This is a genomic window from Mycobacterium bohemicum DSM 44277 (assembly GCF_001053185.1).
Classification (GTDB): Bacteria; Actinomycetota; Actinomycetes; order Mycobacteriales; family Mycobacteriaceae; genus Mycobacterium; species Mycobacterium bohemicum.
Window position 1 is genome coordinate 795272 of the sequence record NZ_CSTD01000001.1, and the last position, 25484, is coordinate 820755.

Genomic DNA, 25484 nt, shown 5'->3' on the forward strand with positions numbered 1-25484 from the left:
CACCGAGATTGCGTTCACGGTCGTGTTCGCGGCGAAATCGCGACCCTCACGGCAGTCTCGGCGGTGCCTACTCGACCCCGGCCCTGCGGGCCGCGTGCGCTCCGGCGCTGTGCCTGAACGCGCCTACTCGACCCCGGCCCTGCGGGCCGCGTGCGCTCCGGCGCGGCGCCCGAAGAACGAGCCCTCCCCCAGCTGTGTCCCGCTGGCATACCCCTTGCCGTCCTGAGCGATGTTGGACGCGCACGCGCCGGCCGCGTACAGCCCCGGGATGACGCTGCCGTCGGCCCGTTGCACTTCGCCGTCCACCGTCACCGCCAGCCCGCCCAGGGTGAACCCGGCATACATCGCCTTGCCCAGCGACATGTCGAACGCGCCCCACGGCCCTTTGTCCTGCGCCGCAAGGAATTCCGGCTGCTTGTGGAAATCGGGGTCCTCCCCGCGCGCCGCGTGGGTGTTGTAGCGATCGAGCGTGGCTACCAGGTTACCCTCCGGAATACCCAGTGCCGCTTCCATTTCCGGCACGGTCTCCCAGCCGTCGATCAGCGGAACCAGCGGCATCTTGGGGTGCTCCAGGTGCGCCTCGTCGACGATCAGGTACGCGGAGCTGTCCGGCTGGTCCATGATGAACCCCGAGGTCCTGGAGTGGTAAGAATCCTCGGCGACGAAACGCTGGCCGAGCTTGTTCACGATGATCCCCGTCAGCAGGATGGACGGTGGGTACGGCGGCGCGGTGATGAAGATCTGGTCCATATGCTGCGTGGCGCCGCCGGCCGACACGCCCAGCCGGATGCCCAGGCCGTCGTCGTACGTATTGCCGAGCACGAACGGCTTTTCGGCCAGCTTCGGCGTGTAGTTGGTCACCATGTCGGGGTTCATCACGAAACCGCCGGCCGCGATCACCACCGCCCGCGCCCTGATGGCGCCGGTCTCGGAGAACCGCTTCCACATCACGCCGGTCACGCCCGAACCGTCGACGATCAGCTCGGTGGCACCGCTCTCGTAGCGGATCTGGACCCCCAGGCCGGCGGCACGCTTGAGCAGCAGGTCGACCACCATGCTGGCGCCGCCGGTGTCGCCGGGCACCGGCACCTTGTGGCCGCGGGGTGCCGGCACCGCCATTTCCAGGAAAGGCCACACCTTTTCGTTTCCGGTGAACATCAGCCCCTCGGTGTTGGGCTGGATCACCGCCTTGCCGGGAAAGTAGCTGCGCTCGAACTGAAACCCCAAGTCCTCCAGCCAGTTGAAATGCTCCACGCTGCCATCGCAATAGGCCCGGATCTTGTCGTGATCGGGTTCCCGCGACACCGCGACCAGGTACTTGTACATCTCCTCCGCCGAGTCGCGATGGCCGGTCGCCTGCTGGACGGCCGTCCCGCCGCCGAGGTAAAAGTGGCCTCCGGCAAGGGAAGTCGTGCCGCCCACGGCGGCGGCGCGCTCCAGCACCAGCACCCGGGCGCCGGCCGCGGCGGCGGTGACCGCCGCGCATCCGCCGGCGATGCCGAAACCGATCACCACCACGTCGACGTCGTCGGACCAAGTCGTCACGTCGCCCGCGTCGACCGTTGCCGGTATTTCGGTGCTCACCGCTGCTCCCGTTTTATGTAGTCGTAGAAGGCCCGCATGTCGGGCGGGACATAGGCGATCTCCAGGAACGGCACCGCCGCCTGTGGCGCCGACACGTACGCGAACTGCAGCCCGCCGGGCATCACGCCCTGCTGGACCACGGGGGCCCCTTGCTCGGCGGACTCGAGCAACGCCTGGTCGAATCGCTCGGGGGTTTGCGCCTCGACGCAGATGTGGTGCAAGCCGGGGCCCGAATCCCGCAGAAAGTCACTATAGATGTTCTCCCCGCGCACCGGTGTGATGAGCTCGAGCTGCATTTCTCCGAGGTAGCTCAGCGAGATGTGGGCAACGAAGTCGGCCGGGCCGCCCCGGTAGCTGCACGTCTCCGGCGCGAAGTGCACGTCGGGTATCCGGACCCACTTCCGCACGCCTAACAAGCCGGTGAGCGCGGTTTCGGTAGCGTCCATGTCCGGAGTCACCCACGCGATCTGCGTCGGCGATTGCAGGGAGTCGGTCATCGTCTCGCAGGATAGCGGAGGACCGTGTCCGCCAGAAAGGGCGGGAAAGGCTTTGCCAACCCCCGGCGGGCGGGGCCGGGAAACGTCGCGCTGAACACGTTCTAATTCTGGCCCAGCAGCCCGACCAGCAACCGAACCTGCGCGTCGAAGAGTGGCCCGGCGTCGGTCAGGGTGTCGGAGCCGTATTGGCCGAAGAGCTCGAGGCTGATCGCGCCCACCACTCCGGCGAACACCAAAAAGCACTTGGTGAGTACCTGGTCGTCGCCGGGAAATCCGTATTCCTGGCGGAGCCGCTCGAAGTCGGACGACAGTGGTTGTGGGACAACGTCATTGGTCAAGCAAATGTCTCCGGTGGTGATGCCGGCGGCCACGGCGTCGAGGAACGCGCCGACCACCCGGGTGCCCGCCACCATCGTGCGGTCCGCCGGTGCGTGATACCCCGGAACCGGGTTGCCGTACAACAGGGCCCAGCGGGCCGGGTGCGCGACGGCCCAACCCCGCACCGCCCGCGCGATGGCGATGACGTCGTCACTCCACGACTCGCCGACGGTTTCCCGGGCCCGGTCCACCGCGTCGGCCAGTTCGGAGTAGGCGTCGACGAGCAGCAGGGTCAACAGTTCGTCCCGGCTGGACACGTAGCGGTAGACGGCCGAGGAAACCATGCCCAGGTCGCGGGCGATCGCACGGACCGAGAGGCCCGCGGCGCCGCGATCCACGAGCTGGCGCCGTCCGAGTTCGACGATCCGCGCCTCGATCTGCTCTCGCGACTCCTGGCGCTTGCCCACGCCGCCAGTCTCGCACGAAAGAGATCACTGCTCTTGTTTTTCGCTCGGCCGTGTGGCAGCCTTTGCCGTACAGAGAGCACTGCTCTCGAAAAGCCGGAGAGAAGGGACGCCTCATGACCACGCGATACCAGGAACCGAGCCCGGCCGCGCGGGCCGCCAACGCGGTGATCCGCTGGCTGGCCGAGCAGGGCGTCAGCATCGCCGGGACGCGGGCGCTGCGCGTGCGCGGACGCAAGACAGGCAAGCCGCGCGGCGTCGTGGTCAACGTGCTGAGCGCGGACGGCGCGGACTACCTCGTCTCCCCCCGCGGCAACACCCAGTGGGTCCGCAACGTCCGGGCCGCCGGCCTGGTCGAGGTGGGCCCGCGCTGGCGCCGGCGAACCGCCCGCGCCATCGAGCTCGACGACGCGGCCAAACCCGAGGTGCTACGGCGTTATCTTGCCCGGTGGTACTGGCAGGTCAAGGATTACGTGGGCGGTCTGACGCCGGACAGCACCGACGAGGCGATGCTGGCCGTGGCGCCGGCGATCCCGGTGTTCGTCCTCGCGCGCTAGTCAGGATGTGGCGCCCCGCCGCGCCCGGCTCCGCCGCGCTTGCGATCGCCGCTAGCGGGGGTTGGACGTCACTCCCAGGTCCTGGCGAACCTCGTCGGAGGTCGCGCGCCACGAGACCGCGGCAGGTAGGTCACCCCAGACGCTGTTGAAGATCCCGACAATGACCCCCGGGCCGCCATTGGGTGCCAGGTACACCGGACCACCGGAGTCGCCCTGCCGGCTCTGAACGCCGTGCGACATGGTGAACCACCCGTTGTTGACGCTCTCGACGGTTCCGCAGGTTTCGCCTGTGCTCACGCCGAAATGGCAGACCGGCTGGCCGGGCGCGAGCGCCACGGCGGGGTTCTGATCAAGGTGCCGCCCGCCGGGCAGGACGTTGCTCACCGTGACGCTGTCGTCGAGCACGATCGCCTCGTAGTCGGAGATCACCTGGTCGGTGGCCACCGTCGTGCCGCTCGGGGTGTTGTCCCGGAACGTGGCGAGCCGTCCTATGACGCGCTGCTCCCGGTCGTAGACGACTCCCCCGCCGCGGCAGTGCCCCGCGGTGAAGGCGATGCGCATGACGGGGTCCACATAGCCCAGGGTGCACAGGCGGGTGTCCTGGTGGATCTCCATGCCGGGAAACACCAGGGTGGGCTCGGCTTTGGCCGTCGCCGGGGAGATCGCGGCTGAAAGGGAGATCGACGCGGCTAATGCGCGGGTTGCCAGGCGGCGCACGTGAACTCCGATCCGTCGGGGCCGGAAAACTCCCGGCCGCAGTTTCAAGGTTACGGGTACTCGCCCCTTTCGTAACCTTTTCGTGACGGATCGGCCGAGCGTTACGGAGACGTCGCCAGCGCGATCGGGTCGTCGGTTCGGCGGGCCGTGCGAGGCGCCCAACCCGGCGGCCCGAACACGTAACCCAGCCGGTCGCGCAGCCGGCTCGCCGAGTGCCAGTCGCGGGCGATCGCGACGTATTCGCGCGTCTGCAGCTTCCAGATGTTGAACGTGTCGACGGGCTTGGTCAGGCCGTAATGCGGGCGGAAGATTTCGGGCTGGAAGGTGCCGAGCAGCCGGTCCCACAGGATCAGGATGCCGCCGTAGTTCTTGTCCAGATAGAGCTTGTCCCTGCCGTGGTGCACGCGATGGTGCGACGGGGTGTTGAAGACGAACTCGAAGGGCCTGGGCAGCTTGCCGATCCGCTCGGTGTGAATCCAGAACTGGTAGATCAGGCTGATCGAGAACGAAAAGAACACCATCCAGGGCGGGACGCCGAGCAGCGGCAACGGCGCCCACATCAGGATTTCGCCGCTGTTGTTCCACTTCTGGCGCAGCGCGGTGGCGAGGTTGTAGTACTCGCTGGAGTGATGGGCCTGGTGGGTCGCCCAGATCAGCCGCACCCGGTGCGCGATTCGGTGATACGCGTAATACAGCAGGTCGACGCCGACGAGCGCGATCACCCAGGTGTACCAGCGGGTCGCCGCCAGGTGCCACGGCGCCACATACGCGTAGATCGCGGCATAGCCGAACAGGGCGAGCGCCTTCCAGGCAGCCGTGGTGCCGACCGACACCAGCCCCATCGAGATGCTGGCCAGCGAGTCGCGCGTCAGGTGCGCACCCGACGCCGGACGGGCCGCATCGGCCTGGGAGGTCACGATCTGCTCGAGCTTGCGGGCCGCCGTCCACTCCAGCGTCAGCAGCAGCAGGAAGAACGGGATGGCGAACAGTACCGGGTCCCGCAGTTGCGGGGGCAACCCGGACAAGAAGCCGGCGAGGTCGTGCACCCACCTAGATTACGACGATCGGTGGGATGCTCATCGAGGCATTGCGCCACTTCGACCGACGGGATGTTGATCAGTTGAGCTCTGTGGTGGTGATCGGCTCGGGCTTCGCCGGCCTGTGGGCCGCACTGGGGGCGGCACGACGGCTCGACGAGCTCGCGGTCCCGCCGGGAACTGTCGAGGTCACGGTGGTCAGTGCGAAGCCGTTCCACGACATCCGGGTGCGCAACTACGAGGCCGACCTGAGCCCGTGCCGCATCCCGCTCGCCGGTCTGCTCGACCCGGTCGGCGTCCGCCACGTCGCCGCCGAGGTGACGGCGATCGACACCGCGGCACGCCGCGTCACCACGTCGCGCGGGGTGACCTACGGCTACGACAGGCTCGTGCTGGCCGCGGGCAGCCAGGTGTGCAAGCCCGACGTCGGAGGCCTGCGCGACTTCGGTTTCGACGTCGACACCTACGACGGCGCGCTGGCATTGCACCAGCACCTGCGACGGCTCGCCGACGAGGCCGGACCGGCGGCGGCCACGGCCGTGGTGGTGGGTGCCGGGCTGACCGGGATCGAGGTGGCCTGCGAGCTGCCGACCCGGATGCGAAACCTGTTCGGCGACAGAATGAGTCCACGGGTGGTCCTGGTGGACCGCAATCCCGCCGTGGGTTCGGACATGGGGCCCTCGGCTCGGCCGGTGATCGAAAAGGCGCTGTCCGACAATGCCGTTGAGACCAGGACCAGGGTGGGCGTCGCCGCGGTCAGCCGGCGCGGGGTGGAGCTGTCCTCGGGCGAAATGGTGGAGGCGGCCACGGTGGTCTGGTGCGCCGGGATGCGGGCCAGTGCGCTGACCGAGCAGCTACCCGTGGCGCGCGACCGGTTGGGCCGGGTGCCCGTCGATGATTTTCTGCGGGTGGTCGGGGTGCCCGGGGTGTTCGCGGCCGGCGACGTCGCCGCCGCGCACATGGACGACGAGCACCTGTCGGTGATGTCGTGCCAGCACGGGCGCCCGATGGGCCGCTATGCGGGTTACAACGTGATCGGCGACCTGTGCGGCGAGCCATTGCTCGCGCTCCGAATCCCTTGGTACGTGACGGTATTGGACCTCGGACCGGCCGGCGCGGTGTACACCGAGGGATGGGACCGGGCGGTGGTCTCCACCGGCGCCCGGGCCAAAGCGACCAAGCGCGAGATCAACGCCCGGCGGATCTATCCGCCACTGACCGGAGTCCGCGCCGACCTGCTGGCCGCCGCGGCGCCGGAGTTGCAGTCCCGCCCCGAGTAACGGTCAATCGGACTGTGCGGTCTCACCGGCGTACCACTGCACCGCGCGGACACCGGGCTGCAGGGACAGCTCGGCCACCAGCCGCTCGAGGCGGGCCGGTGTGTGACCGTCCATCAGGATGTGAGCGCTCAGGGTGACCTCGTCATCGCCGGCGCGCCCGGTGTGAATGCCGCGCAGCGTGATGTCGTTGGTGCTGGCGTGTTGCACGATCTGTGCGCGCACGTACTTCTCGGATTTCGGGCGGCAGACCACTTGCAGCAAGTAGGGCTGCAGGCTTTCGTCGTCGTCGCCGCTGCTGTTGTCGCGGTCGATCAGACGCCCGAGCGGTCGCCCGACGACGTGGATGCCGATGACAGTTCCGGTGCCAATCAGCGCGAACACCAGATGCCCGGAAGCCGCCAGCACCCCGATCGCGGCCGAGCACCACAGCGTCGCGGCGGTGTTGAGCCCCCGGACGTTGACGCCCTCGCGCAGGATGACCCCACCGCCGAGGAAGCCGATGCCGGACACCACGTAGGACGCGACCCGCGTGGGACTGGTGTCCGTGGTTGCGGCCGCGTAGAGCACGAACAACGTCGCGCCGCCGGCCACCAGCGCGTTGGTGCGCAGGCCGGCCCTGCGTGCCCGCCATTGCCGTTCCAGGCCGATGAGGGCGCCACAGCCCACCCCGACGGCGAGCCGGAGCGCGAAATCCGCAACGCTCAGTGTTTCCATGCGGCGCACTCCTTTCCCCGCCCGCCGCGGCGATTCCCCCGGGCCCTTCGTTCCGCGACGATCGCGCAGCTAACCACGCTCACATGAACGACAGGTTGACCCGAGGCGAACTGAGTTCACCTCGCCGCCATCTTCCCCGGCAGGCGGGGCGGGTGCGCTATGCCTTCGAAAGCTGTTGCGGGCAGTAGAATTTCGCCGCGATCATGGCGAAGTTGGAAGCGTTCTCCATGTCCATGCCCGGGTTGTGGCTCTTCACGTCGTGGACGAGCTCGAGACCCGCCTCGCCGTTGTTGAGGCACGTGCATACCGCCTTGGCCGAAGCCACCGCCGCGTCCGGGCTGGCGTAGCTGATGCCCACTTTCTGCAGAGCGGCGAGGAATCCCGCGTCGTCACCGTCGGGTCCGGGAGGCGGGGCGGCGTACGCCGGCGCGGCGAAGCCGATCGCGACGGATACGCCGAGCAGTGCCAATAGTGCCCTCATGATCATCCAATCTCCCAATCGTGTTGCGCGCTAACCTAATTGCGCTTCAGTCGGGACCACCTGCGGCTTGTCGCCCTTCTTCAGGTGCACCGCATGAATGCCCGGCTTCTTCGACAGTTGCTCGAGCAGAGCATCGAGGCCCTCTTGATCGACGTTGTGATGCTGCACGCTGTCGGGTTTCTCCGAGATCTGGGCGACCAGGCGCTTCAGCTTGTCGGGCGACGTGGCGTCCTTGAGATCTTTGAGCGGGGCGAGACGGCTTCGCGCGCCTGCACGCGCAACGACGGTGGGGCCGCCGGCCCCTGCGGCGCTGCCCAGCATTCCGGCCAAGGACATCGAGCCGAGCAGGCCGCCCTCCCCCGTGCGGATGGCCGGGGTGGCCGTGGCCCAACTGGGCGGGACCCGCAGATTGCCGACCAGGGTGCCCCGCCCGAAATCCGCCGTCGGCGACACCGCGTTGAACAGGGTGCCCCGGCCCCAGTGGGGGGCCCCCAGTCCGGCGCCCAGCGCTCCTCTCGGGATCTCCCCCAGCGCAGGGTGGGGGGCGAATTTGAGGAACTGCGAGGCGGGGAAGTTGATAAGCAGGCCGATGTCGTTGAACTGGGTGGTCAGCCCCAACGGAACCTTGACCGAGTTGTACAACGTGTTGTACCAGGTGAAGCCGAAGGGTCCCAGCAGGCCATTGATGAGCCCGTTGATGGTCTGGGTGTAGTCGGTGGACAGGTTCGCAGCGGTTTGCAGGAACGACGACCACGGGCCGGTCACGGTGCTGGTCAGACCGGACAGGATCGATTGCGCGCTACTGGCCGAGGTGCCGCCGGCCGAAGCCATCGCCGCGGCCTGATTGACCAGGCCGCCCGCGTTGGTGACCTGCGGCGCCGCACCGAACGGCGTCAACTGGGTGGCCGACGCCGACGAGGCGGCGTAGTCGTTCATTGCCAGCGCGTCCTGGACCCACATTTCCGCGTATTGGATCTCGGTGGCCGCGATCGCCGCGGTGTTTTGCCCGAAGACGTTCGTTGCGACCAGGGAGGCCAACTGGCTGCGGTTCGCCGCGATCACCTCCGGCGGCACGTGTGCGCTGAAAGCGGCCTGGTAGGCGCCGGCCGCCGCGGTCGCCTGACTGGCCGCTTCGGCGGCCTGGGCGGCGGTCTGCTGCATCCACGAGAGATAGGGCGTGACGGCCGCCACCATGCTCAGCGCCGACGGACCGGTCCAGGGTCCGCTGGCCAGGCCGTCGATGACAGACGAATAGGAGGAGACGGTGGACTGAAGTTCGGTCGCCAGGCTGCTCCAGGTCTCGGCGGCGGTCATCAGGGATCCGGCTCCCGGCCCGCTGTACATCCGGCCTGAGTTGAATTCCGGCGGAAACGCTGCATAGAACATGTCTGGCCCCTTAGCTGATGGTAGGCGAAGAGTAGGTGGTCGGCGCGGCCATCGCGGTCAGTCCTCGAGAGCGGGGATCACGATGATGGTGGCCGTCGCGGCCTCGGCTTCTGCGACCACACCACCGAGTGAGCCGGCCGCGGCGCTTCCACCCGAGTAGGTACCCGCCGAGGCCAGGGCCCGTCCGGCCAGGCTCGACAGCGCCATCTGGCTGAACACGCCGCCCTCGCCCGATAGCGAGGCGGCCGGTACAGACGAAACGTTGGGCAGGACCGACGCCAAGGTCCTCAGCGCCGGGGCGGCTTCCGTCCAGCCCTGTGGCACCGACATGCTGCCGACCAGCGCCGCCTTGCCCATGGCGCCCGATACCGGTGCGCCGCCCAATCCCGCGCTCGCAGCGGACAAGTGCGGCATCTCCGACGTCAGCGGCGCCAACGCGCCGCTGATGGCCTTGGGAGTGAAGAAGGCCTGCAAGCCCTGCCCGTTTTGCGCGTAGGCGTAGACCTGGCCGAAGGACAGGAACGGGCCGCCGGGGATGCTGGTCCAGCTGAACAGCGGACTGTAGGTGCCGGTCACGGTGGACCAAATGGTGTTCCAGTTGAGCAGATCCGTGCCGATTGCCGTCGTGGCCGGGTTGGGCAGGCTCGCCAGCTGCGGCAACGCGAGCCCCGAGAGCAGGTTTCCCGACGTGGTCGGCGAGTTCGCCAAGCCACTGCCCAGGCTCTGCAGCGCCGTCGGCAGCGAGTTGATCAGCTGGGACAGTTGCGTGCCGATCGATGCCGCGGGGGTGCCGCTTGCCTGGCTGGTGGCGGCCGCCTGCATCGGGGCGGCGGCGGAGCTGGTGGTCTGCGGCGGCTCCAGGAACGTCTCCAGCTGGGATGCTCCCGCCGACGAGCTGGCGTAGGAATACATGGCCGCGGCGTCCTGCGCCCACATCTCCATGTACTGCGCTTCGGTCGCGGCGATCGCGGGGGTGTTCTGCCCCAGGAAGTTGGTGGCGATCAGGGCCATGAGCAGGGACCGGTTGGCCGCGATCACCGGCGGCGGCACGGTGGCCGCGAACGCGGTCTCGTAGGCCGCGGCGGCGAGCTTGGCCTGGGATGCCGCGGCCTCGGCCTGAGCGCCGGTGGTGCTCATCCACTGCACGAACGGTGCGGCCGCCGCCGCCATCGCCATCGAGGACGGGCCCGTCCATGGGCCAACGGAAAGACCCTGGACCGTGCTGCCGTACGACGCCGCCGTGGACTGCAGTTCCGCCGCCAGCTCGTCCCAGGCGGCGGCCGCGGCGAGCATCGGCCCCGATCCCGGGCCGACGTACATCCGTCCGGAGTTGATCTCCGGCGGAAGCGCCCCGAAATCAACGAACATCGATATCCTCCGCTCTCTTCGAGTGGCCGCCATGGTAGGCGCGGCCCGCTTGCTTCTGCCGCATCCGCGCCGAAGCTCTAATCGAACGCATGGAATCGGCTGGGTAAATGCGACCGACCCCACGCTCCCCTTTGACGGGCCGAGGATGCGCCCCGTTCCGTGTTGAAAGGCTATTCATGCCGCATTCCCGCGGCGTAATCGAAATGTTAATCATAAATGTCAGCAGAGCCCGAACCGAGTGAACTCAGCGGTGCGCCTCAGATAACCTCCTTCGGACGTGAACAGCCCTATCGGGCGTGCTCAGGGCAGCAAAAACAAACGCACTCTTATCGGCACTTAATTGCCGGGAATCGAGCGTGAAATATTCACATGTGGGCCACGCCAGCAGCGACGAGACATTAACTTTCTTTTAACGCAGCCGCTCCGAATCGCCGCCTTTGGTCGCGCCGCCGCTATTGTACTCATGACAAATTCCGTCGGTCCGAACTTGTTTGACGCGTGGCGCCGAAACGCCGCCACTAATGCAATCCGTCAACCGGACCTATTGTCATTTTTGATACTCAGCTCATAAACCCCCGGCTCCATTTCGTTGACGCCAGCCGGCGCGTGCCTCGAGCGGCCCGGCAACCGGATGTCATCTGTTGCTACCCTGAAGTTCACTTAGAGTACGCAGGCATCCCTCCGGTGACGCTGATTAGCTGCTGGGGGTTACCTGTGAGCCGGAAGATCGTGTTCGGCCAGGTCAGCGGCAGGTTGGCGGGCGTTCGTTGACGACCTTTGGGTTGCGGAATCCTCTTTTCAGATTCAGGTCACCTGTGAGGTCCGGCCGGGCCTGGGCATTTGCGGGCGCGCGGCCCGGCGCGGACCGTCGCCGTGCAGCGCGCGTCGCTGTCCCGCCGGCGCCACACGCCGCCCTAGGGGCCGCGTGGTTTAGCCGTGCGGGGTGGCGGCTAGCTCGATTTGGTCTCGGCGACGGCCGCGCTGAGGCCCTCGGCGAGGTCGGCGCCCGTCAGTTGCTTGAAGCGCAACAGTTGACTCTCGCTGAACTCGGTGAGATCGCTGGCCAGTACCTCGTCGAGGTCCTCGTCGTCCAGACGGAAGCTGCGGTGGTCGCGGGCCTTCTCCACCACGTTGCGCACGAACCCGGCGTTGCCGAGGGTGTCGATGCCGCGGATGAGGTCACCGTCTTCGGAGTAGGTCTCTTCGTAATAGAACTTGCTGTAGGACGGGAGCAGGACCTCGGCGTCCTCGTCGGTGATGATGTCTTCGTTTTCCTGGCCCATCAGTTTCGTCAGCGCCAGGAGTTCGTCCGGCTTGTAGCTGAAGAACTCGATGACGGTCGAAAAGCGCCGGCGCAGGCCCTGATTCACCTCGAGCATCTTCTCCATCGCCTTGGCGTATCCCGCACCGAAGACGACGAGTTCGTCGCGATGGTTCTCCATGTAGAGCAGTAAGGTGTTGATGATCGCGTTGCCGTAGGGGTCGCCCTGCGAGTATCCCGTTTCGTGCAGGGTGTGCATCTCGTCGAAGAAGACCGCTCCGCCCAGGGCGCCCTCGAGCATCTCCTCGGTGTTCTTCTCTGCGTCCGCCATGTAGCGCCCCAGCAGCTTGGTGCGGCTGGTCTCGACCACCAGCGGCTTGCGCAATACGGTCAACCCACACAACTGCTTGGTGAAGGCGCGTGCCACCGAGGTCTTGCCGGTCCCCGGCGGGCCGAGCAGCAAGGTGTGCCGCGACGTCACCGGCACCGGCAGGCCCATCTTGGCGCGCGCCAGGTTGACCTTGGTGGTCGACTTGATCAGCTTGATCTCCCGCTTGGCGCGTTCCATGCCCAGCATCGCGTTGAGCTCGGCGTCACCCTCGGCCAGGTACTTCGACGCCTCCACCGCGTGGCGGGCGGCCTCGGTCTGGGCGCGGGTCGGCGCGCTGTCGGGGTCCCACGGGTCGGTGCGGGCCTCGATCGTCTCGGGGTCGGTGAGGACCAGCCGGTAGTTCGGGTTGTCCAGCGCCTCCCGGGCCGGGGCGAACTTCGGGTCCCGCGAGTACACGCGGCGCAGCAGCTCGACGGCTTCTTCCTCGCGGCCGACGTGCCGCAGGCACATGCCCTGGGTGTAGAGCGCGATGGTGGCCGCCCCCGGGACGCGGTCGCCCTCGATCGCTGCCTCGCCGCGCCGGAAGGCCTCCTCGAACACCCCCAGCGACGCGAGGGCCGTGGTGGCCATGGCCGCACCCGCGGCCTTCAGCTCCGGTTGGCGCCACTGCTTGCCCTCGGGGAACTGCAGCAGCACGTCGGGCCAGCGCCCGGTGCGGAAGTACAGCACGCCGCGCACGTAGGCGAACAGCTCTTCCTCGAACGGGTGTCGCGGCTCGACGCTCTCCAGGAGCTTCGCCGCCTCTTCATAGCGCTTGGCCTCGGCCAGGGCGGCGGCGTAGGTGCACGCGAGCGACTCCACGCTGGTGATCGCCAGCCGCAGGAACAGTCCGTCGGAAACCTCGGGGCGGAACTGCAGATCGGTCACCCCGAGCCGACGGGTCTCCCAGCCGAACGTCCTGACCGCCGCCCACGCTCCGGCGAGCACCTCGATGCTCTGCTCACCCGCCAGCACGCGCGCCAGCCAGGCATCGCACATGCCGGGATCGAGGGTGGTCGCGGTGTTGAACATCTGCGCCGCGACCTGCGGATTGTGGCTGGGCTGCAGCCCGTTGACCGAGATGCCCGACGCCAGCAGTCCGGCGACCAGAGCATTACGGGCGTCTTCGGCGATGGATTGCGACCGCGTCATCGCGTGACGGGCACGCCCGTTGAGGCATCCGGCGCCCGGCCGACCGACAGGACCAGGTCATCGTCGTCGCGCAGACCACGGCTGGGCACCACCATCGGCGGGCGGATGGTGGGGGCCGGCAGGCTGGCGCGCACCGCGGCCAGCTGGCGACCGGTGAGCCGGTTCAGCCCCGCCGATACCTCCCGGGGGAGCCGCCCGTCACTGTGGTAACGCACCCACGCCGACACGTAGGGCCGGCCCGCCTCGCTCGCCAAGCGGATCGTCAGCACGGTGGCGTCGGTGTCGGGCCGGAACAACTCCTCCACCGCGTCGGTGCTGATGTCTGACGGGGTCAACCAGAAGCTGGTGGCGAACCCGTTGAAGTGCTTGAGGTGGCGCCATCCCGGCCGGCTCCAGGTGGGCTCCAGGTCAGCGAGCACGGCCTTGTCGACCTCGGCGAGTTCGTTGGCGGTCAACGGGCGGGCCGCGCACTGCTGGCCGTCCAGGTCCTGGGCGAGCCGCTCGGTCGCGGCCACCAACGTCGACGCCAGCGAATCCCGGGCGGCCACCGCGGCCACGTTGCGCTGCGGGTTCATCCTCAGGATCAGCCAGGTCCGGCGCACGTAGGAGGTCGGCTGGTCACCGACCACGTCCCACTCCTCGGGACCCCAGTCGTCGAGCTTGGACAGTTCGGCCGCATTTCCGCCGCGGCGCACCTTCACCGAGACGATGTCGATGCCGTCGAGGTGAATGTCGAACTGCCGCAGTCCGGCCGCGACGGACTGAACGAGCAGGGCGCCGGACAGCGTGCGATGGCGGTGGCGGCCCGTCGGGTCGTCCTCACCGCCGTCCACGGCGATCACCGTGACCAGGCGGCCCTGATACCCCCGCACACCCACCGTGTCGCGCCCGAATCGGCGCTGGTAATCGACCGCTGGTGTGCACCCGGCGGCCAGCGAGGAACCCGGGTCGGCGGACCAGTCCCACAGCCACGAAGCCAGTCCCGTGGTGACCGTCAGGCCGTGGTGGGTGACCAGCGACAGGACGGTGACCAGTGCCGCAAGGGCTACGCCCACCCAGAAGGCAATGCGGTGCTCGCCCTGCCAGCTCTCGGGGCAGTGGCTGGCCACCAGCATGATCAAGACGTCCACCAGGAACACGGTGGTCACCCGCGACCACGCCAAAGACAACCCAAAACTGCGCTGAGCTTTCATAGCTTTTACTGCTCCGCCCTTATTGCTGTTTGCGTGATCGCTTCATCAGCACCGTTGTGCCGAACACCGCCCCGGCGATCAGCAATGCTCCGGTCAGTCCCCCGGCGGCTACCCACACTGGCACCATATCGCGACGAGGGGGAGGCTTAGGAATGTTCAGCGGCGCCGACAGTTGCTGCGGCGGCTTCACCGGACCCTGCGGCACGTCCCAGGTCAGCGCGGCAACCGGATCGATGATGCCGTGGCCGACCTGGTTGTCCACGCCGCGCGCCGGCGCCCTGGCGGTGCGCTCGAGCCGGTTGATGACCTGATACGCCGAGAGCTCCGGGTACTTGGCGCGGACCAGGGCGGCCACTCCGGACACGATCGCGGTGGAGAAGCTGGTGCCGGACGGCACCAGCAGGCTGTTGTCCGGGCCGTCGATCGCGTTGATCAGGCCGTCGTCGCGCGGGGAGAGCCCGATGACGTCGGTGCCCGGTGCGGCGATCCCCACCCAGGGTCCGGCGACACTTGTCGTGCCCTGCCCCTGACCGCCTTGTGTCAGCGGCCGGCCGTCGGTGTCGACCGCGCCGACCGTCAGCACGTAGTCGCTGAACCAGGACGGCGTGACCACCGTCGTCACACCCGCCCAGTCGCGCGGGTCCTTGGGCTGCATCGGGTCGTAGGCCGGGTTCTGCTTGCAGTCCTTCTTGCTGGTGTCACCGGCCGCGGCGACGATGACGACGTTCTTGTCGACGGCCGCGTAGTGCACCGCCGCGCCCAGCGAGCGCTGGTCGATGATGTTGCGTGCGCTCATGCAGGTGATATCGGAGATGTTGATGACGGTGGCGCCCAGGTTGGCGGCGTGCACGATGGCCCGCGCCATGGTCTCGACGTCGTCGATCTTCGCCCGCGTCTGCGGGTCCTCGTCACCGGTGTAGGCGTCCTTGAGGCCGAAGGCCTGGCTGTCCTGACGGATCGAGATGATGTCGACGTCCGGGGCGATGCCGCTGTAGGCGTCGGGCGCCTGCGCCGGTGCGGGCCCGGGCGGCGGGGGCGGCGGATCCTGCGGGCGGGGATTGTCCACCGCGACGACGTGCCCGCCGCCGGCGTAGCCGGGGATGGTCACCGTTCCACCGCCGTGGTTGGACGCGGGGGCCTGGCCCCCGGGTCCGGGCGGTGCCGCCGGCGGCGCGGTCGCACCGTTGGCCGGGGCGGCGCCGATCATCGACGCCACGATGGTGCCGTGCGCGTCGCAGTCGGACAGGCCGTCGCCGCCCATGATGTAGTCGCCCCCGGGTATCAGGTGCGGGAACCGCGGGTGCGGGGTCACACCGGTGTCGATCACGGCGACCTTCTGGCCTGCGCCGCGACCGAACTGCCAGGCCTCCTGGAGGTTCAGCATCTCCATGTACTTCGGCGGCAGCCGGAAGTCGGTGCCGGGCAGCACCCCCACCTCGGTGCAGTAGGAGTTCTGCTTCATCGGCGCCGGCGGCCCGGGCGGACCGTCAGGCGGTACCGCGGCCGGGTCGATCGTCGGCGGTGAGATCGCATACGCCGGCGGCAGCCCGGCCAACGCGCCTGACGCAAGCAAAACCGCGGCGATGGTCGCGCGGGATGCGCGACCATGCCACGGCTTGCGACTAGCGGTATCGGATGGCTGCATAAACGTTCATCAACCACAATGCCAGCGGGAAGATCGGCATGAGGCAGAGGTACTCGATCCACTCCACGAACTTGCGGAAGAGCGGGCTGTAGATCGTGTTGGGCACCACGGCCGCGGCCGTGAGCCCCGCGGCCGGCAGCAGCACCAGGATCGCGACGCAGACGGATATCGACAGCGGTGACTGCAGTTCGAGCGCAAACCGCGCGACCACGCCGCCGACGATCAGCACGGCGGTCACCGCCAGGGTGATCGACTGCCAGCGGTCGACGTACGAGCGGCCGCGAAGCATCAGGAATCCCGCGCTGAAGCCGGCCAGCAGGAGCGGCAGCCAGCGCTGACCCGTGTGCGGGTCGGACAGTGCGGTCAGCGAAACCACCATCAGGATGCCCAGGCCGAACAGCAGTCCGGTCAGGAACGAGCGGGCGCGTTCGGCCTGCAGCAGCACGTCGCGCACCGACGCGGGCCCCTCCAGGACCGGCGGGCCGCCCTCGGACCGCGCGACGGTGGTCGGCAGGTCGGGGCGGGCCTCGAAGACCCAGCGGCTGGTCGCCGAGGGGAAGACGGGCAGCCGGATGCCGGCCAGCCGGCGCGAGAGCGCGGGCGCCCCGTGGTAGACGAACACGCACAGCAGAACCACCGACGTGAACAGGGTGACCGCGCTGGTCATCGCGACCATCCGCGCCAGCGCGGCGACAGCCGCCACCATGCTGATGGTGATGATCGCCGTGTACAGGCCGAGTCGGCGTCCGGTGAAGCGCAGAGCCAGTATCGCGGCGATGGTCAGCACGCCGAAGCCCAGCACGGCCTGGGGCGAACCCACTCCCCCGGGCGGCGCCGCGGCCGCGGCGACGGCCAGCGGGGCCATGCTGCTCAGCAGCATGATGTCGCCGACGCGCCGGTCCTGGTCGGTCCGGGCGCGCATCAGCAGCAGCAGGGACACGCCCAGCATCACCGCGGCGATCACCGCGGCGAAGACGGTGGGCAGCCACGAGTTGTGGTGCCAGCGGTACCAGCCGAGCAGGGCCGCCGCGGCGGTGACCCCGACGCCGACCATCGAGGCGCCGACCTGAACCGCGACGATCGGGTCGATCGCGGCGAAGCGTTTGCTGAGATTGGCCGCCACCGCGGTGGAGATGTGCTCGATCACCTGCGAGCGGTGCTCGGTGTCCGGAACGAACCGGATCCAGAGCCGGTCGCCGTCGTAGACGTCCTGCTCGGTCAGGGACTGGGTCGCGCGCAGCGGCGAGCCGTCGACCATGCACAGGGCCCACCGGCCCCGTCCGGTGGCCTCCAGCGGAGTCTCACCGAGCTCCCGCAGCCGGCTGTTGATCACCTTCAGCAGCGGGTCCGTCATCACCGAGACCGGGGCGTTGGCGTCCAGCAGGACACCGATCTGCACGCCCTCGCCGGCCATGATGCCGACCACTACCGCGCGAGGTTGAGCGAGTCCCTCAACGTCATGCTGTGGCGCCTCAACTACAGCGGTCATCGCAATGCACCCCCTGCCGTGATTGATGTGTGAGCCCAAGCCACCGGCTGCGTGAGAGCAGCCGGAGGCACGGTCGACCGACTCGCCGAGGCGCTAGGTTCCCCCGGGAGGTGCAGCCCGACTAATTCAGATTTCATCTGCCTCGCCTTGCGATCAGGAGTCGTGACACTGGTTGGGATTTGCTGATGATTCTAGAGGAGTATGCCGCGTTCGCATCTCGACCGCGTCTTATGGGCAAAAGCATTGGTAAACATTGTGTTTCGCGGACCCTCGTCGCCTCACACCCTGCGGTGTGTTTTCCATTCGCCATAGGGCAAGGTGTCCAGGACGGTTTTGATGCCCACCTGGACCAGCTGGGGGGTCGCGGGGCAGATCGCGAGCCAGGCTTCGCCCGAACCGGCGGTGCGGGCCTGCTGGTAGAGGGCGATGCGGCCGCCCGAACCGTCCTTGAGGGACAGCACCGAGGCGCTGGGGCCCTTGGCGTCGTCGCGATACTGACGCGCGTACACCGCGACCTCGGCCGCGGGGTCTGACAGCGCCTGGCCGAGCGCGGCCACGGTGGCGGCGCTGATGCCCATTCTGCGCAGGTCGCCGCCCGAGAACACGTTGAACCCGGATTCCTGCCAATCCTTCGTTGCCTCCAGCATTTCCTCCAGCGGCACGTTGACGGCGTTGATCGCCGCCGGCTCGGCGTGGTGGATCGATTCGAGGCCGTCCATCACCAGCGCCGCGATCGAGGCGCTGTCCGCGATGGCCACGTCGTCGACGGTGATGTCGCTGCCCACGCGCACGGCCGACACCCAGTGCTGCCCGCGGCGGGCCAGCACCACGCGGAACTCGTTGTCGGGGATGTCCCGCGAGCCGGGTGGCTGGTTCTCGTTGTCGACCACGCCGTAGAGCAGCTTGCCGCGCGACAGCAGGGCCACGACCTCGAGGTCGGGCGCGGCCAGCACCCTCAGCCGTTCCGCGACCTGCTCCTGCACCTCGTCGCCGACGACGATGCCCTGCTCACGCATCACCGCCATGCCGGGATGTTCGTTCAGCCAGTCGCTCGAGTCGGTGGATACGTACGGTCGGCACCGCAGCTCCGGCGCGACGTGCCGAATGTCCAGGAGTGCCTGAAGCATCCAGAAACCGTCGACGTTGACGGTGATGTCGGTGCGGGTGCTCTGTGGGTCCATCAAATCCTCAACGGGTCATCGAAGGTCGTAATGCACGGAAACCGCAGGACGCGGCAGCACACCGATAGGTGGTGTGCTGCCGCGCCTGAGGTTTGAAGCTAGGCCCAGCTGGAGCCGACGGCGCTGTCGGTGCTCGCCATGTTGCTACCGGCGGTCTGCACCTTCTGGCCGTGCTGGTTGGCCTGCTCGTAAATCACCTGGAAGTTGCGACCCAACTGGGTGATGAACTCCTGGCAGGCCACCGAACCGGCGCCGCCCCAGAAGTCACCGGCAGCCAGCACATCACGAACGATGGCCTGGTGCTCCTGCTCCAGCGACGCCGCCTGGGCGCGGATGGTGGCGCCGTGGGCGTCCACGTCGCCGAACTGGTAATTGATGGTCATATCGGTGTTCTCCTAACGTCTGAAAGGTTACGCAGCCGCGGCTTGTATTACTAGCTGCCGAGGATCTGCTGCGAGGACTGCTCTTGCTGCTCGTAGTTGTTGGCGTCGCGGATCAACCCGTCACGCACGCCGTGCAGCATGTTCACGATGTTGCGGAAGGCCTGATTCATCTGGCCCATGGTGTCGTACGAGGTCGCCTGAGCCTGGCCGCTCCAGCCGGCACCGGCGATGTTCATCGACGACGCCCACATCTTGCGGGCCTCGTCCTCAACGGTCTGGGCGTGCACTTCGAAACGGCCCGCCATCGCCCGCATCTCGTGCGGGTCGGTCATAAAACGAGTTGCCATGTCGGCTTTCTCCTTAATTTTTGATCATTCGAACATTTGCTGGACGCTGCCCGAAACGGCTAAACAAAACGTGACCGCCCGGGCCGAGTGTTGAGCCGGCCGAGCTAGCCGGTGGCGGCCGCGTTGGCGATCTCGGTCGCGGCGTACGAGCCGGCACTGGTCGACAGCGTGTTCACGAACATTTCGTGAATCGCGGCCGCCTGAGCGCTCACCGCCTGGTACATCTGCGCGTGCGCGGCGAACTGGGCCGCGGTCAGCGCCGACACCTCGTCGGCAGCCGCGGGCACCACCCCGGTCGTCGGGGCCGCCGCAGCCGCGTTCTGAGCGTTCATGGACGAGCCGATTCCCTGCAGGGTGCCGGCTGCCGCGGCCAGAGCCTCGGGCTGTGTCGTCACAAACGACATGATTGTTCCTCCTTGATTTGGTCTCCCACCCTCTGCAGAGAGCGTAGAGGACGGCGTATGTGCAAGCCCTCTTCAAGGGCCGCCTGTTCGCAATTGTTCACTGAACCGCACTGCGAATTCATTTTTCGTAACGACACAGTAACAGCGTCGGGACTGGATTGCCGGTCTTCACACGACAGTCACAGCAAACCCGCAGACCCGAGCCGCACTGCCCGGTCTCATACGATGTTTGAGCAGCATATACGGTACTGGCTGCCCACGGAAGGCCGCTGCGGCTGAGCAAATGTCGCGTCAGCCCGAGAGGCGCGAACGCCCGGGCGCGTGGCGTCATCGTGGGGCCGCTATCCGGCTGAGGGCGGGCGCGTCATGACCGTGGGGCGGAACCCGTACCGGGGTCCGCTGCCGGCCGCCCCGCGGCCCGCCCCCGCCAACGGAATGCCGCCCAGCAGGTTTCCGGCCGCCGCATCGGGGGCCTCCCTGATATTGCTCACCGGTATCGCGGATGCAGTGGAATGCGCTCCCGCCAGCGTCCCGGTCCATACGGGCGGAACAGAAAGGCGTCCCACCGACCCGGCCGTGCCCAGCGAACCGATCGCGTGCGCCGCACCGCCGCCGAGCAGCCCGCCCAGGCTGGGCAGGGCTTTGGGGACGGCGGCCGCCGCGGCGCCGGCGGCCGGAGCGATCGCCCCGAGGGTTTTCGCGGTCTGGGTGAGGAAGTTGGCCATACCGATGCTGAAGTTGGGCAAACCCTCGGTGTAGTAGAAGAAGCTCGCGTACGGCGAGTAGTCGCTCAGCAGCGTGTACAGATTGTTGGGGGCCGTGGTGGTGCCGAACAGTATCTGCCACAGCCACGGCACGGGGCCACTCGATGATTCGAAGTACGCGAATTCGCTTTCCACGGGCCCCGTGATCGGTGACAACAAGTTCTGTAGTTGGGTGCTGAACCCGCTGATGAGATCGTTCAGCTGTTTCTGGAGTGAGCCGACAGTAGTGGTGCTGGTCGCCGCGGCCTGGGTGGTGGCAGCAGCCGGATTGACGACCTGCGGGGCCGCGGTGAACGGCGTGACGTGAGATGCCGTGGCCGAGGATGCCGCGTAGGAGTACATCGCCGCGGCGTCTTGCGCCCAGAACTCGCCGTACTGGGACTCCAGCGCGGCGATCGCCCCGGTGTTCTGACCGATGACGTTGGTCGCGAGGAGCTGCGCGAGCTCGGTCCGGTTGGCCGTGATCGCTGCCGGGGGCACCACGGACGCCAGCGCGGTCTCATACGCCGCCGCGGCCGATCGGGCCTGAGTGGCCGTCTGCTCGGCCTGGGCGGCGGAATTGGTCATCCACTCCACGTAAGGCGCGACCGCCGCCGCCATCGACGCCGAGGCGGTTCCGAGCCACTCCTCGCTGGACAGCTGGGTCACCACGTTCTCGTATCCCAAAGCGGCTGAATTCAGCTCTGCCGCAAGGGTATTCCATGCCGATGCCGCGGCCACCAGAGGTGCCGAGCCGGGGCCGGCGTAGACACTCGCGGAGTTGATCTCCGGCGGTAGCGCACCAAGATCGATGGTCATGGTCTCAGCTCCTAACCGGCCGAGGCCGCATTGGCCGCCTCGGTGGCCGCGTACGACCCCGAGCTCAGGCCCAGGGTGCTGACGAACGCCTCGTGAATCGCCGTGGCCTGGCCACTGACCGCCTGATACAGCTGGGCGTGGGCGGCAAACAGCGCCGCGGTCAGCGCCGACACCTGATCGACCGCCGCCGGCACCACGCCCGTCGTCGGGCCGGCGGCCGCCGCGTTCTGCGCGCTCAGTGAAGAGCCGATGGCTTGCAGGTTGCCGGCCGCCGCGGCGAGGGCCTCCGGCTGAGTGGTCACGTACGACACGTTGTCGCCTCCTCTGTAACTTGTGGGCTAGGACGTTTTCTTCGCCCGGGTTAGCTGATGGACGTCACTCGCCTCAGGCCAGCAGTGACGTTAGCCCGTTCTCGCTGATCAGTTTTCGGGCCGGGCGGATGCTCGCTTCGTACCAACACCCGGCGGCCGGCGGCCGCATGCGCTCGGTGAAGTTCTTCCCGGCGCCGGCTGTCCGAGTGGATTTTGCCGGTATGAGCTGCGGCGGCCCCGCGATCGTGGAAGCGACGGACAGTCGGCGCAACGCTCGTCGCGCCCCGCGTGTTCTTTGCGCGCCGGCCCGCGGCCACCGCGTTCCCCGATAAAATCGTGTCGCGGATAAGTGCCGGAGAATGACGAGCGGGGTCGCTTTGCTGGCCTGCGTTTGGCCGCAACTCCCGCGCGCTGTCGCCGATCGAGGTCATCTGCGTTATCCGGCCGATGGTGGGCGGACGAGCACACTGCGCTTGAATCCGTATTCGCGGGGCGGCCAGGCGGTGCCGCCGCGTCGAGCGCCGCCGCCGACGGGGATGCCGCGCAGCAGTCCATTGGCGTCGCCGTGCGAACCGCTGGTGTAGTCGACGTCCATCGCCGGTGTGGCCGCCGGTGTGGTCACGTCCGCTGCCGCACCGGGCGACGTGGTCCACCCCGACGGGACCGAGAGGCCGCCGATCTTGTTGGCGGACGCCAGGTTTGCCGCCATCGCGCCGCCGCCGTTGCCGCTCACGGAGCTCACGCCGCTGATGGCGCCGAGGTGCAGGCCGGCGAACTGCGGCGTCGGATACCAGGCCCCGCCCGCGCCGGCGGTCGCGCCCCCCGGCCCGAACGTCAACTGCTGGTTTATCGAGGTGAACATCGACGCCATGTTCCCGCTGAAGTACGTCAAGTCGTAGGTGCGACCCAGACTGGTCCGCATGCTGATGGTCAGCTGGCCCAGTTGCTGGACGACCCACCACTGGCTGGGATTGAGCCCGACCGCCGACGCCTGCGACGAAAGCTGGTTCAGCACTTGGTTTATCGAGGTGAATATCGACGTGAGGCTGATCGTGTCGGGCGACACTGCCAACGCCGGAGTCGTCACGGCTGCTGCCGGCGCGGTGGAGCTCGCCGGAGTCGCGACGGCCTGACCGACCGCGGCCGACTGGGCGGCCAGTCCCCCTTGGTTGGTGGTTTGGGTGGGTTCGGTGAATTGACTCAGTTGAGTGGCGATCGCCGAGGCGCCCGCATAGCCGTACATCGCGGTGGCGTCCTGGGCCCACATCTCGGCATAGTCCGCTTCGGTGGCCGCGATCGCGGGCGTGTTCTGGCCGAAGAAGTTCGTGGCGATCAGCGTCGCCAACAGCGCGCGGTTGGCCGCGATCACGGTAGGCGGAACGCTCAGCGCAAAGGCCGTCTCGAAGGCGGCGGCGGCGGCCCGGGCCTGGCTACCGGCCTCCTCGGCCGCCGTGGCCGCGGAATTCAGCCAAGCGATATACGGCGTTGCCGCGCCAGCCATGGAACGTGACGCCGGTCCCAGCCAGGGCGAGCCGGTGAGTTCGGCGATGACCGAGGTGTAGCCCGTCGCCGTGGAGCTCAACTCGGCGGCCAGCCCATCCCAGGCGGAGGCGGCGGCCATCATCGGCCCCGAACCCGGACCGGCGTAGATCCGGCCCGAGTTGATCTCCGGTGGCAACGCCCCAAAGTCCATCTAGGATCCGCCGGACTCGACTGACATGTGTTTCCCCACAAGCTGTTTGACTCGAATGACCCGAGGTTGCTAGCTAGCGAGGCTAGTTGCCCGCGACCGGCGGCCCCGGTCGCGCGATTCGCCCGGCGCTGACGCGGCGGCCATCGGGCACCGGGTGAGGCGGCCCGTACGGGATTCGCGCCGCGCGCCGGGAAACGGCGGCCGCGAGGCGGCCTCACCAGCGTGAATGCGTGGGGCGCAGGGCGGCGGAGCCGGTGCCGACCGGGCGCGCCCGGCGGTTCGCGGGGCGCCGCGGGCGGGGCGAGTCGGGACGCGTCAGACAAAAAATCCCGCCGCAGATAAAGCCGCTCCGGGGTTCGCCGGCGGGCGGCCTAAGGGTGGGGGTCGGCCGGGGCCCGGGGCGCCCGAGCATCCCCACAACGCCAAACGTCACCGCCGGCGCGACCGATGGCGACGCCGGCAGTGACGTATGGACGTGCGACCGCTAGCCGCCCACGGGCGGACGGGCCATGACGGTGGGCTTGAAGCCGTAGCGCGGTCCGGCGCCGTGTCCGGCCCCCGAGCCCACCCCGGCGAGCGGCATGCCGCCGAGGAGATTTCCGGTTCCGGCGCTCTCCGGTGCGGCGCTGACGGTGCTGACCAGCTGGGGCCCGACGTGGCCGGTCGCCGGCCCGACGGCCGACGCCCAGGTGGCCGGCACGGACAGCTTGCCGATCGAGGTTGCGCTGCCCAGATGCGCCGCGGCGCCCGCGCCGCCGCCCAGCAGGCCGCCCAGACTCGGCAGCGCCTTGGGTACCGCGGCCGCGGCGGCAGCCGGGCCGGTGATCGCTCCCAGGGTCTTGGCCATCTGCACACCGAAGTTGCCCATACCGACGCTGAAGTACGGCAGACCCTCGGTGTTGTAGAAGAAGCTCGCGTAGTTGCTGTAACCGCTGAGGAGCGTGCCGAAGTTGCTCGGAAGCACCGTCTGGCCGCTGAACAGGAACCAGAGTTCGGTCAGCAGCGGGTTGTCCGTGCCGAACTGGGTCACCAGTTTCGTGGTCCCGGCCGGCGAGGCCAGCAGCCCCAGCTGGCTCTGGATCTGGGTGAGGTACCCCTGCAGGGTCTGCTGCAGCGACGCCGCCGGGGTGGCCTGGGCAGCGGTCACGGCCGCGGCCTGGGTGGTGGTGGACGACGGGTTCACGATGGTCGGGGCGTTTTGGTACGGCGTCACTTTGGTCGCCGCCGCGGACTGGCCGGCGTAGCTGTACAGCGCCGAGGCGTTCTGCGCCCAGAACTCGCCATACTGCGCCTCGAGCTGGGCGATGACTCCGTTGTTCTGGCCCAGGATGTTGGTCGACATCGCCTGCGACAACGCGGCGCGGTTGGCCGCGATCAGCGGGGGCGGCACCACGGAGGCCAGCACGGTCTCGTAAGCCGCCGCCGCCGACTGAGCCTGGGCGGCGGTTTCCTCGGCCTGGGTGGCCGTGGTGGTCATCCAGGTCACGTAAGGCTGGACCGCGGAGGCCATCGACGCCGACGCGGGCCCCAACCACTCCTCGCCGGCCAGCGTGGTGACCACCTTGTCGTAGCCCATGGCCGCCGAATTGAGTTCGGCCGCAAGCCCATTCCATGCCGAGGCCGCCGCCATGAGGGACGACGAACCCGGACCCGAATAGATCATCGCGGAGGAGACCTCCGGAGGCAACGCACCAAGATCGATTGACATGTCCTCTACCCCCTAGCCGGTCGCGGCCGCGTTGGCCGCCTCGGTCGCCGCGTACGACCCCGAGCTGACGCCCAGGGTGTTGACGAACATCTCGTGGATGGCCGCAGCCTGCGCGCTGACGGCCTGGTACATCTGGGCGTGCGCGGCGAACTGCGCCGCGGTGAGCGCCGAGACCTCATCGGCGGCCGCGGGGACCACCCCCGTCGTCGGGGCGGCCACGGCCGCGTTCTGAGCGCTCAACGCCGAGCCGATACCCTGCAACGTGCCCGCCGCCGCAGCAAGTGCCTCGGGCTGCGTCGTCACAAACGACATCTAAGTTCCTCCTCATACTCGGGCTCGGTGACCTTCAAAAGCCTTCACAAAGGGATGCTGTCCTGGTCGG

General features: G+C 68.3%; 24 protein-coding genes. 2 read left to right on the top strand and 22 right to left on the bottom strand.

Annotated elements, in window-relative coordinates:
• Positions 1 to 123: 123 nt before the first annotated feature.
• The 3 genes from BN971_RS03925 to BN971_RS03935 all read right to left on the bottom strand — a co-directional run bounded on the left by BN971_RS03925 (position 124) and on the right by BN971_RS03935 (position 2866).
• Positions 124 to 1584, bottom strand: coding sequence for an FAD-binding protein (locus BN971_RS03925; RefSeq protein ID WP_085182379.1), 1461 nt, complete (start codon positions 1582 to 1584; stop codon positions 124 to 126).
• The gene (locus BN971_RS03930; RefSeq protein ID WP_085182378.1) at positions 1581 to 2081 is read right to left on the bottom strand and encodes a VOC family protein; all 501 of its coding nucleotides are present in this window, start codon (positions 2079 to 2081) and stop codon (positions 1581 to 1583) included. Before BN971_RS03930 ends, BN971_RS03925 begins: the two co-directional genes overlap by 4 nt.
• A gap of 101 nt (positions 2082 to 2182) precedes the next feature.
• Entirely contained in the window at positions 2183 to 2866 is a 684-nt protein-coding gene (locus tag BN971_RS03935; RefSeq protein ID WP_085182377.1) for a TetR/AcrR family transcriptional regulator, read from the bottom strand.
• Positions 2867 to 2979: 113 nt separating this feature from the next.
• On the opposite strand from BN971_RS03935, the gene BN971_RS03940 reads away from it, so the two are divergent.
• Positions 2980 to 3420, top strand: a complete 441-nt coding sequence (locus BN971_RS03940; protein WP_085182376.1) for a nitroreductase family deazaflavin-dependent oxidoreductase — start codon at positions 2980 to 2982, stop codon at positions 3418 to 3420.
• A 51-nt stretch (positions 3421 to 3471) separates the two neighbouring features.
• Here the strand turns inward: BN971_RS03940 and BN971_RS03945 are convergent, their stop codons facing one another.
• Entirely contained in the window at positions 3472 to 4137 is a 666-nt protein-coding gene (locus tag BN971_RS03945) for an Rv1815 family serine proteinase (RefSeq protein WP_085182375.1), read from the bottom strand.
• 101 nt (positions 4138 to 4238) lie between these two features.
• The gene (locus BN971_RS03950) at positions 4239 to 5183 is read right to left on the bottom strand and encodes a sterol desaturase family protein (RefSeq protein WP_211279835.1); all 945 of its coding nucleotides are present in this window, start codon (positions 5181 to 5183) and stop codon (positions 4239 to 4241) included.
• A 74-nt stretch (positions 5184 to 5257) separates the two neighbouring features.
• Between BN971_RS03950 and BN971_RS03955 the strand changes: the two genes are divergently transcribed.
• Positions 5258 to 6454: an NAD(P)/FAD-dependent oxidoreductase gene (locus tag BN971_RS03955; protein ID WP_085182451.1), complete on the top strand. Its 1197-nt coding sequence runs from the start codon at positions 5258 to 5260 to the stop codon at positions 6452 to 6454.
• A gap of 3 nt (positions 6455 to 6457) precedes the next feature.
• Here the strand turns inward: BN971_RS03955 and BN971_RS03960 are convergent, their stop codons facing one another.
• The 17 genes from BN971_RS03960 to BN971_RS04040 form a co-directional block, all read right to left on the bottom strand.
• On the bottom strand, positions 6458 to 7168 hold the full coding sequence (locus tag BN971_RS03960) for an MgtC/SapB family protein (RefSeq protein ID WP_085182374.1): 711 nt from the start codon (positions 7166 to 7168) through the stop codon (positions 6458 to 6460).
• 157 nt (positions 7169 to 7325) lie between these two features.
• Positions 7326 to 7652: a DUF732 domain-containing protein gene (locus BN971_RS03965; protein ID WP_170322128.1), complete on the bottom strand. Its 327-nt coding sequence runs from the start codon at positions 7650 to 7652 to the stop codon at positions 7326 to 7328.
• A 27-nt stretch (positions 7653 to 7679) separates the two neighbouring features.
• Positions 7680 to 9035: a PPE family protein gene (locus tag BN971_RS03970; RefSeq protein WP_090349812.1), complete on the bottom strand. Its 1356-nt coding sequence runs from the start codon at positions 9033 to 9035 to the stop codon at positions 7680 to 7682.
• Between the two features lie 57 nt (positions 9036 to 9092).
• Entirely contained in the window at positions 9093 to 10403 is a 1311-nt protein-coding gene (locus BN971_RS03975) for a PPE family protein (RefSeq protein WP_085182372.1), read from the bottom strand.
• Positions 10404 to 11353: 950 nt separating this feature from the next.
• Positions 11354 to 13186 (bottom strand): type VII secretion AAA-ATPase EccA, encoded by a 1833-nt coding sequence (gene eccA / locus BN971_RS03980; protein ID WP_085182371.1) that lies wholly within the window; start codon positions 13184 to 13186, stop codon positions 11354 to 11356.
• Positions 13183 to 14379: a type VII secretion protein EccE gene (gene eccE / locus BN971_RS03985; RefSeq protein WP_085182370.1), complete on the bottom strand. Its 1197-nt coding sequence runs from the start codon at positions 14377 to 14379 to the stop codon at positions 13183 to 13185. The genes eccA and eccE overlap by 4 nt, the downstream gene beginning before the upstream one ends.
• A gap of 19 nt (positions 14380 to 14398) precedes the next feature.
• Positions 14399 to 16024: a type VII secretion-associated serine protease mycosin gene (locus BN971_RS03990; RefSeq protein ID WP_090349814.1), complete on the bottom strand. Its 1626-nt coding sequence runs from the start codon at positions 16022 to 16024 to the stop codon at positions 14399 to 14401.
• Positions 16002 to 17513 (bottom strand): type VII secretion integral membrane protein EccD, encoded by a 1512-nt coding sequence (eccD, locus tag BN971_RS03995; RefSeq protein ID WP_085181694.1) that lies wholly within the window; start codon positions 17511 to 17513, stop codon positions 16002 to 16004. The genes BN971_RS03990 and eccD overlap by 23 nt, the downstream gene beginning before the upstream one ends.
• 278 nt (positions 17514 to 17791) lie before the next feature.
• Positions 17792 to 18694 carry an ESX secretion-associated protein EspG gene (locus BN971_RS04000; protein ID WP_085181693.1) on the bottom strand — a complete coding sequence of 301 codons (903 nt, stop codon included), beginning with the start codon at positions 18692 to 18694 and terminating at the stop codon, positions 17792 to 17794.
• Positions 18695 to 18792: 98 nt separating this feature from the next.
• Positions 18793 to 19077 (bottom strand): WXG100 family type VII secretion target, encoded by a 285-nt coding sequence (locus tag BN971_RS04005; RefSeq protein ID WP_085181692.1) that lies wholly within the window; start codon positions 19075 to 19077, stop codon positions 18793 to 18795.
• A 50-nt stretch (positions 19078 to 19127) separates the two neighbouring features.
• Positions 19128 to 19424: a WXG100 family type VII secretion target gene (locus BN971_RS04010; RefSeq protein ID WP_068212109.1), complete on the bottom strand. Its 297-nt coding sequence runs from the start codon at positions 19422 to 19424 to the stop codon at positions 19128 to 19130.
• A gap of 104 nt (positions 19425 to 19528) precedes the next feature.
• Positions 19529 to 19828, bottom strand: coding sequence for a PE family protein (locus BN971_RS04015; protein ID WP_085181691.1), 300 nt, complete (start codon positions 19826 to 19828; stop codon positions 19529 to 19531).
• Positions 19829 to 20169: 341 nt separating this feature from the next.
• Positions 20170 to 21384: a PPE family protein gene (locus BN971_RS04020; protein WP_085181722.1), complete on the bottom strand. Its 1215-nt coding sequence runs from the start codon at positions 21382 to 21384 to the stop codon at positions 20170 to 20172.
• A 17-nt stretch (positions 21385 to 21401) separates the two neighbouring features.
• Positions 21402 to 21701 carry a PE family protein gene (locus BN971_RS04025; RefSeq protein ID WP_085181690.1) on the bottom strand — a complete coding sequence of 100 codons (300 nt, stop codon included), beginning with the start codon at positions 21699 to 21701 and terminating at the stop codon, positions 21402 to 21404.
• Positions 21702 to 22137: 436 nt separating this feature from the next.
• Positions 22138 to 23394 (bottom strand): PPE family protein, encoded by a 1257-nt coding sequence (locus tag BN971_RS04030; RefSeq protein WP_085181689.1) that lies wholly within the window; start codon positions 23392 to 23394, stop codon positions 22138 to 22140.
• Between the two features lie 484 nt (positions 23395 to 23878).
• The gene (locus BN971_RS04035) at positions 23879 to 25102 is read right to left on the bottom strand and encodes a PPE family protein (RefSeq protein WP_085181688.1); all 1224 of its coding nucleotides are present in this window, start codon (positions 25100 to 25102) and stop codon (positions 23879 to 23881) included.
• A gap of 12 nt (positions 25103 to 25114) precedes the next feature.
• Positions 25115 to 25414 (bottom strand): PE family protein, encoded by a 300-nt coding sequence (locus tag BN971_RS04040; protein ID WP_085181687.1) that lies wholly within the window; start codon positions 25412 to 25414, stop codon positions 25115 to 25117.
• Between the last annotated feature and the right edge of the window lie 70 nt (positions 25415 to 25484).

Excerpts from the sequence above, each read along its gene's own strand:
- BN971_RS03930 (WP_085182378.1), bottom strand. The coding sequence starts at position 2,081 with ATGACCGACTCCCTGCAATCGCCGACGCAGATCGCGTGGGTGACTCCG.
- BN971_RS03940 (WP_085182376.1), top strand. The coding sequence starts at position 2,980 with ATGACCACGCGATACCAGGAACCGAGCCCGGCCGCGCGGGCCGCCAAC.
- BN971_RS03960 (WP_085182374.1), bottom strand. The coding sequence starts at position 7,168 with ATGGAAACACTGAGCGTTGCGGATTTCGCGCTCCGGCTCGCCGTCGGG.
- BN971_RS03970 (WP_090349812.1), bottom strand. The coding sequence starts at position 9,035 with ATGTTCTATGCAGCGTTTCCGCCGGAATTCAACTCAGGCCGGATGTAC.
- BN971_RS03975 (WP_085182372.1), bottom strand. The coding sequence starts at position 10,403 with ATGTTCGTTGATTTCGGGGCGCTTCCGCCGGAGATCAACTCCGGACGG.
- eccA (WP_085182371.1), bottom strand. The coding sequence starts at position 13,186 with ATGACGCGGTCGCAATCCATCGCCGAAGACGCCCGTAATGCTCTGGTC.
- eccE (WP_085182370.1), bottom strand. The coding sequence starts at position 14,379 with ATGAAAGCTCAGCGCAGTTTTGGGTTGTCTTTGGCGTGGTCGCGGGTG.
- BN971_RS03990 (WP_090349814.1), bottom strand. The coding sequence starts at position 16,024 with ATGCAGCCATCCGATACCGCTAGTCGCAAGCCGTGGCATGGTCGCGCA.
- eccD (WP_085181694.1), bottom strand. The coding sequence starts at position 17,513 with ATGACCGCTGTAGTTGAGGCGCCACAGCATGACGTTGAGGGACTCGCT.
- BN971_RS04000 (WP_085181693.1), bottom strand. The coding sequence starts at position 18,694 with ATGGACCCACAGAGCACCCGCACCGACATCACCGTCAACGTCGACGGT.
- BN971_RS04005 (WP_085181692.1), bottom strand. The coding sequence starts at position 19,077 with ATGACCATCAATTACCAGTTCGGCGACGTGGACGCCCACGGCGCCACC.
- BN971_RS04010 (WP_068212109.1), bottom strand. The coding sequence starts at position 19,424 with ATGGCAACTCGTTTTATGACCGACCCGCACGAGATGCGGGCGATGGCG.
- BN971_RS04015 (WP_085181691.1), bottom strand. The coding sequence starts at position 19,828 with ATGTCGTTTGTGACGACACAGCCCGAGGCTCTGGCCGCGGCAGCCGGC.
- BN971_RS04030 (WP_085181689.1), bottom strand. The coding sequence starts at position 23,394 with ATGGACTTTGGGGCGTTGCCACCGGAGATCAACTCGGGCCGGATCTAC.
- BN971_RS04035 (WP_085181688.1), bottom strand. The coding sequence starts at position 25,102 with ATGTCAATCGATCTTGGTGCGTTGCCTCCGGAGGTCTCCTCCGCGATG.
- BN971_RS04040 (WP_085181687.1), bottom strand. The coding sequence starts at position 25,414 with ATGTCGTTTGTGACGACGCAGCCCGAGGCACTTGCTGCGGCGGCGGGC.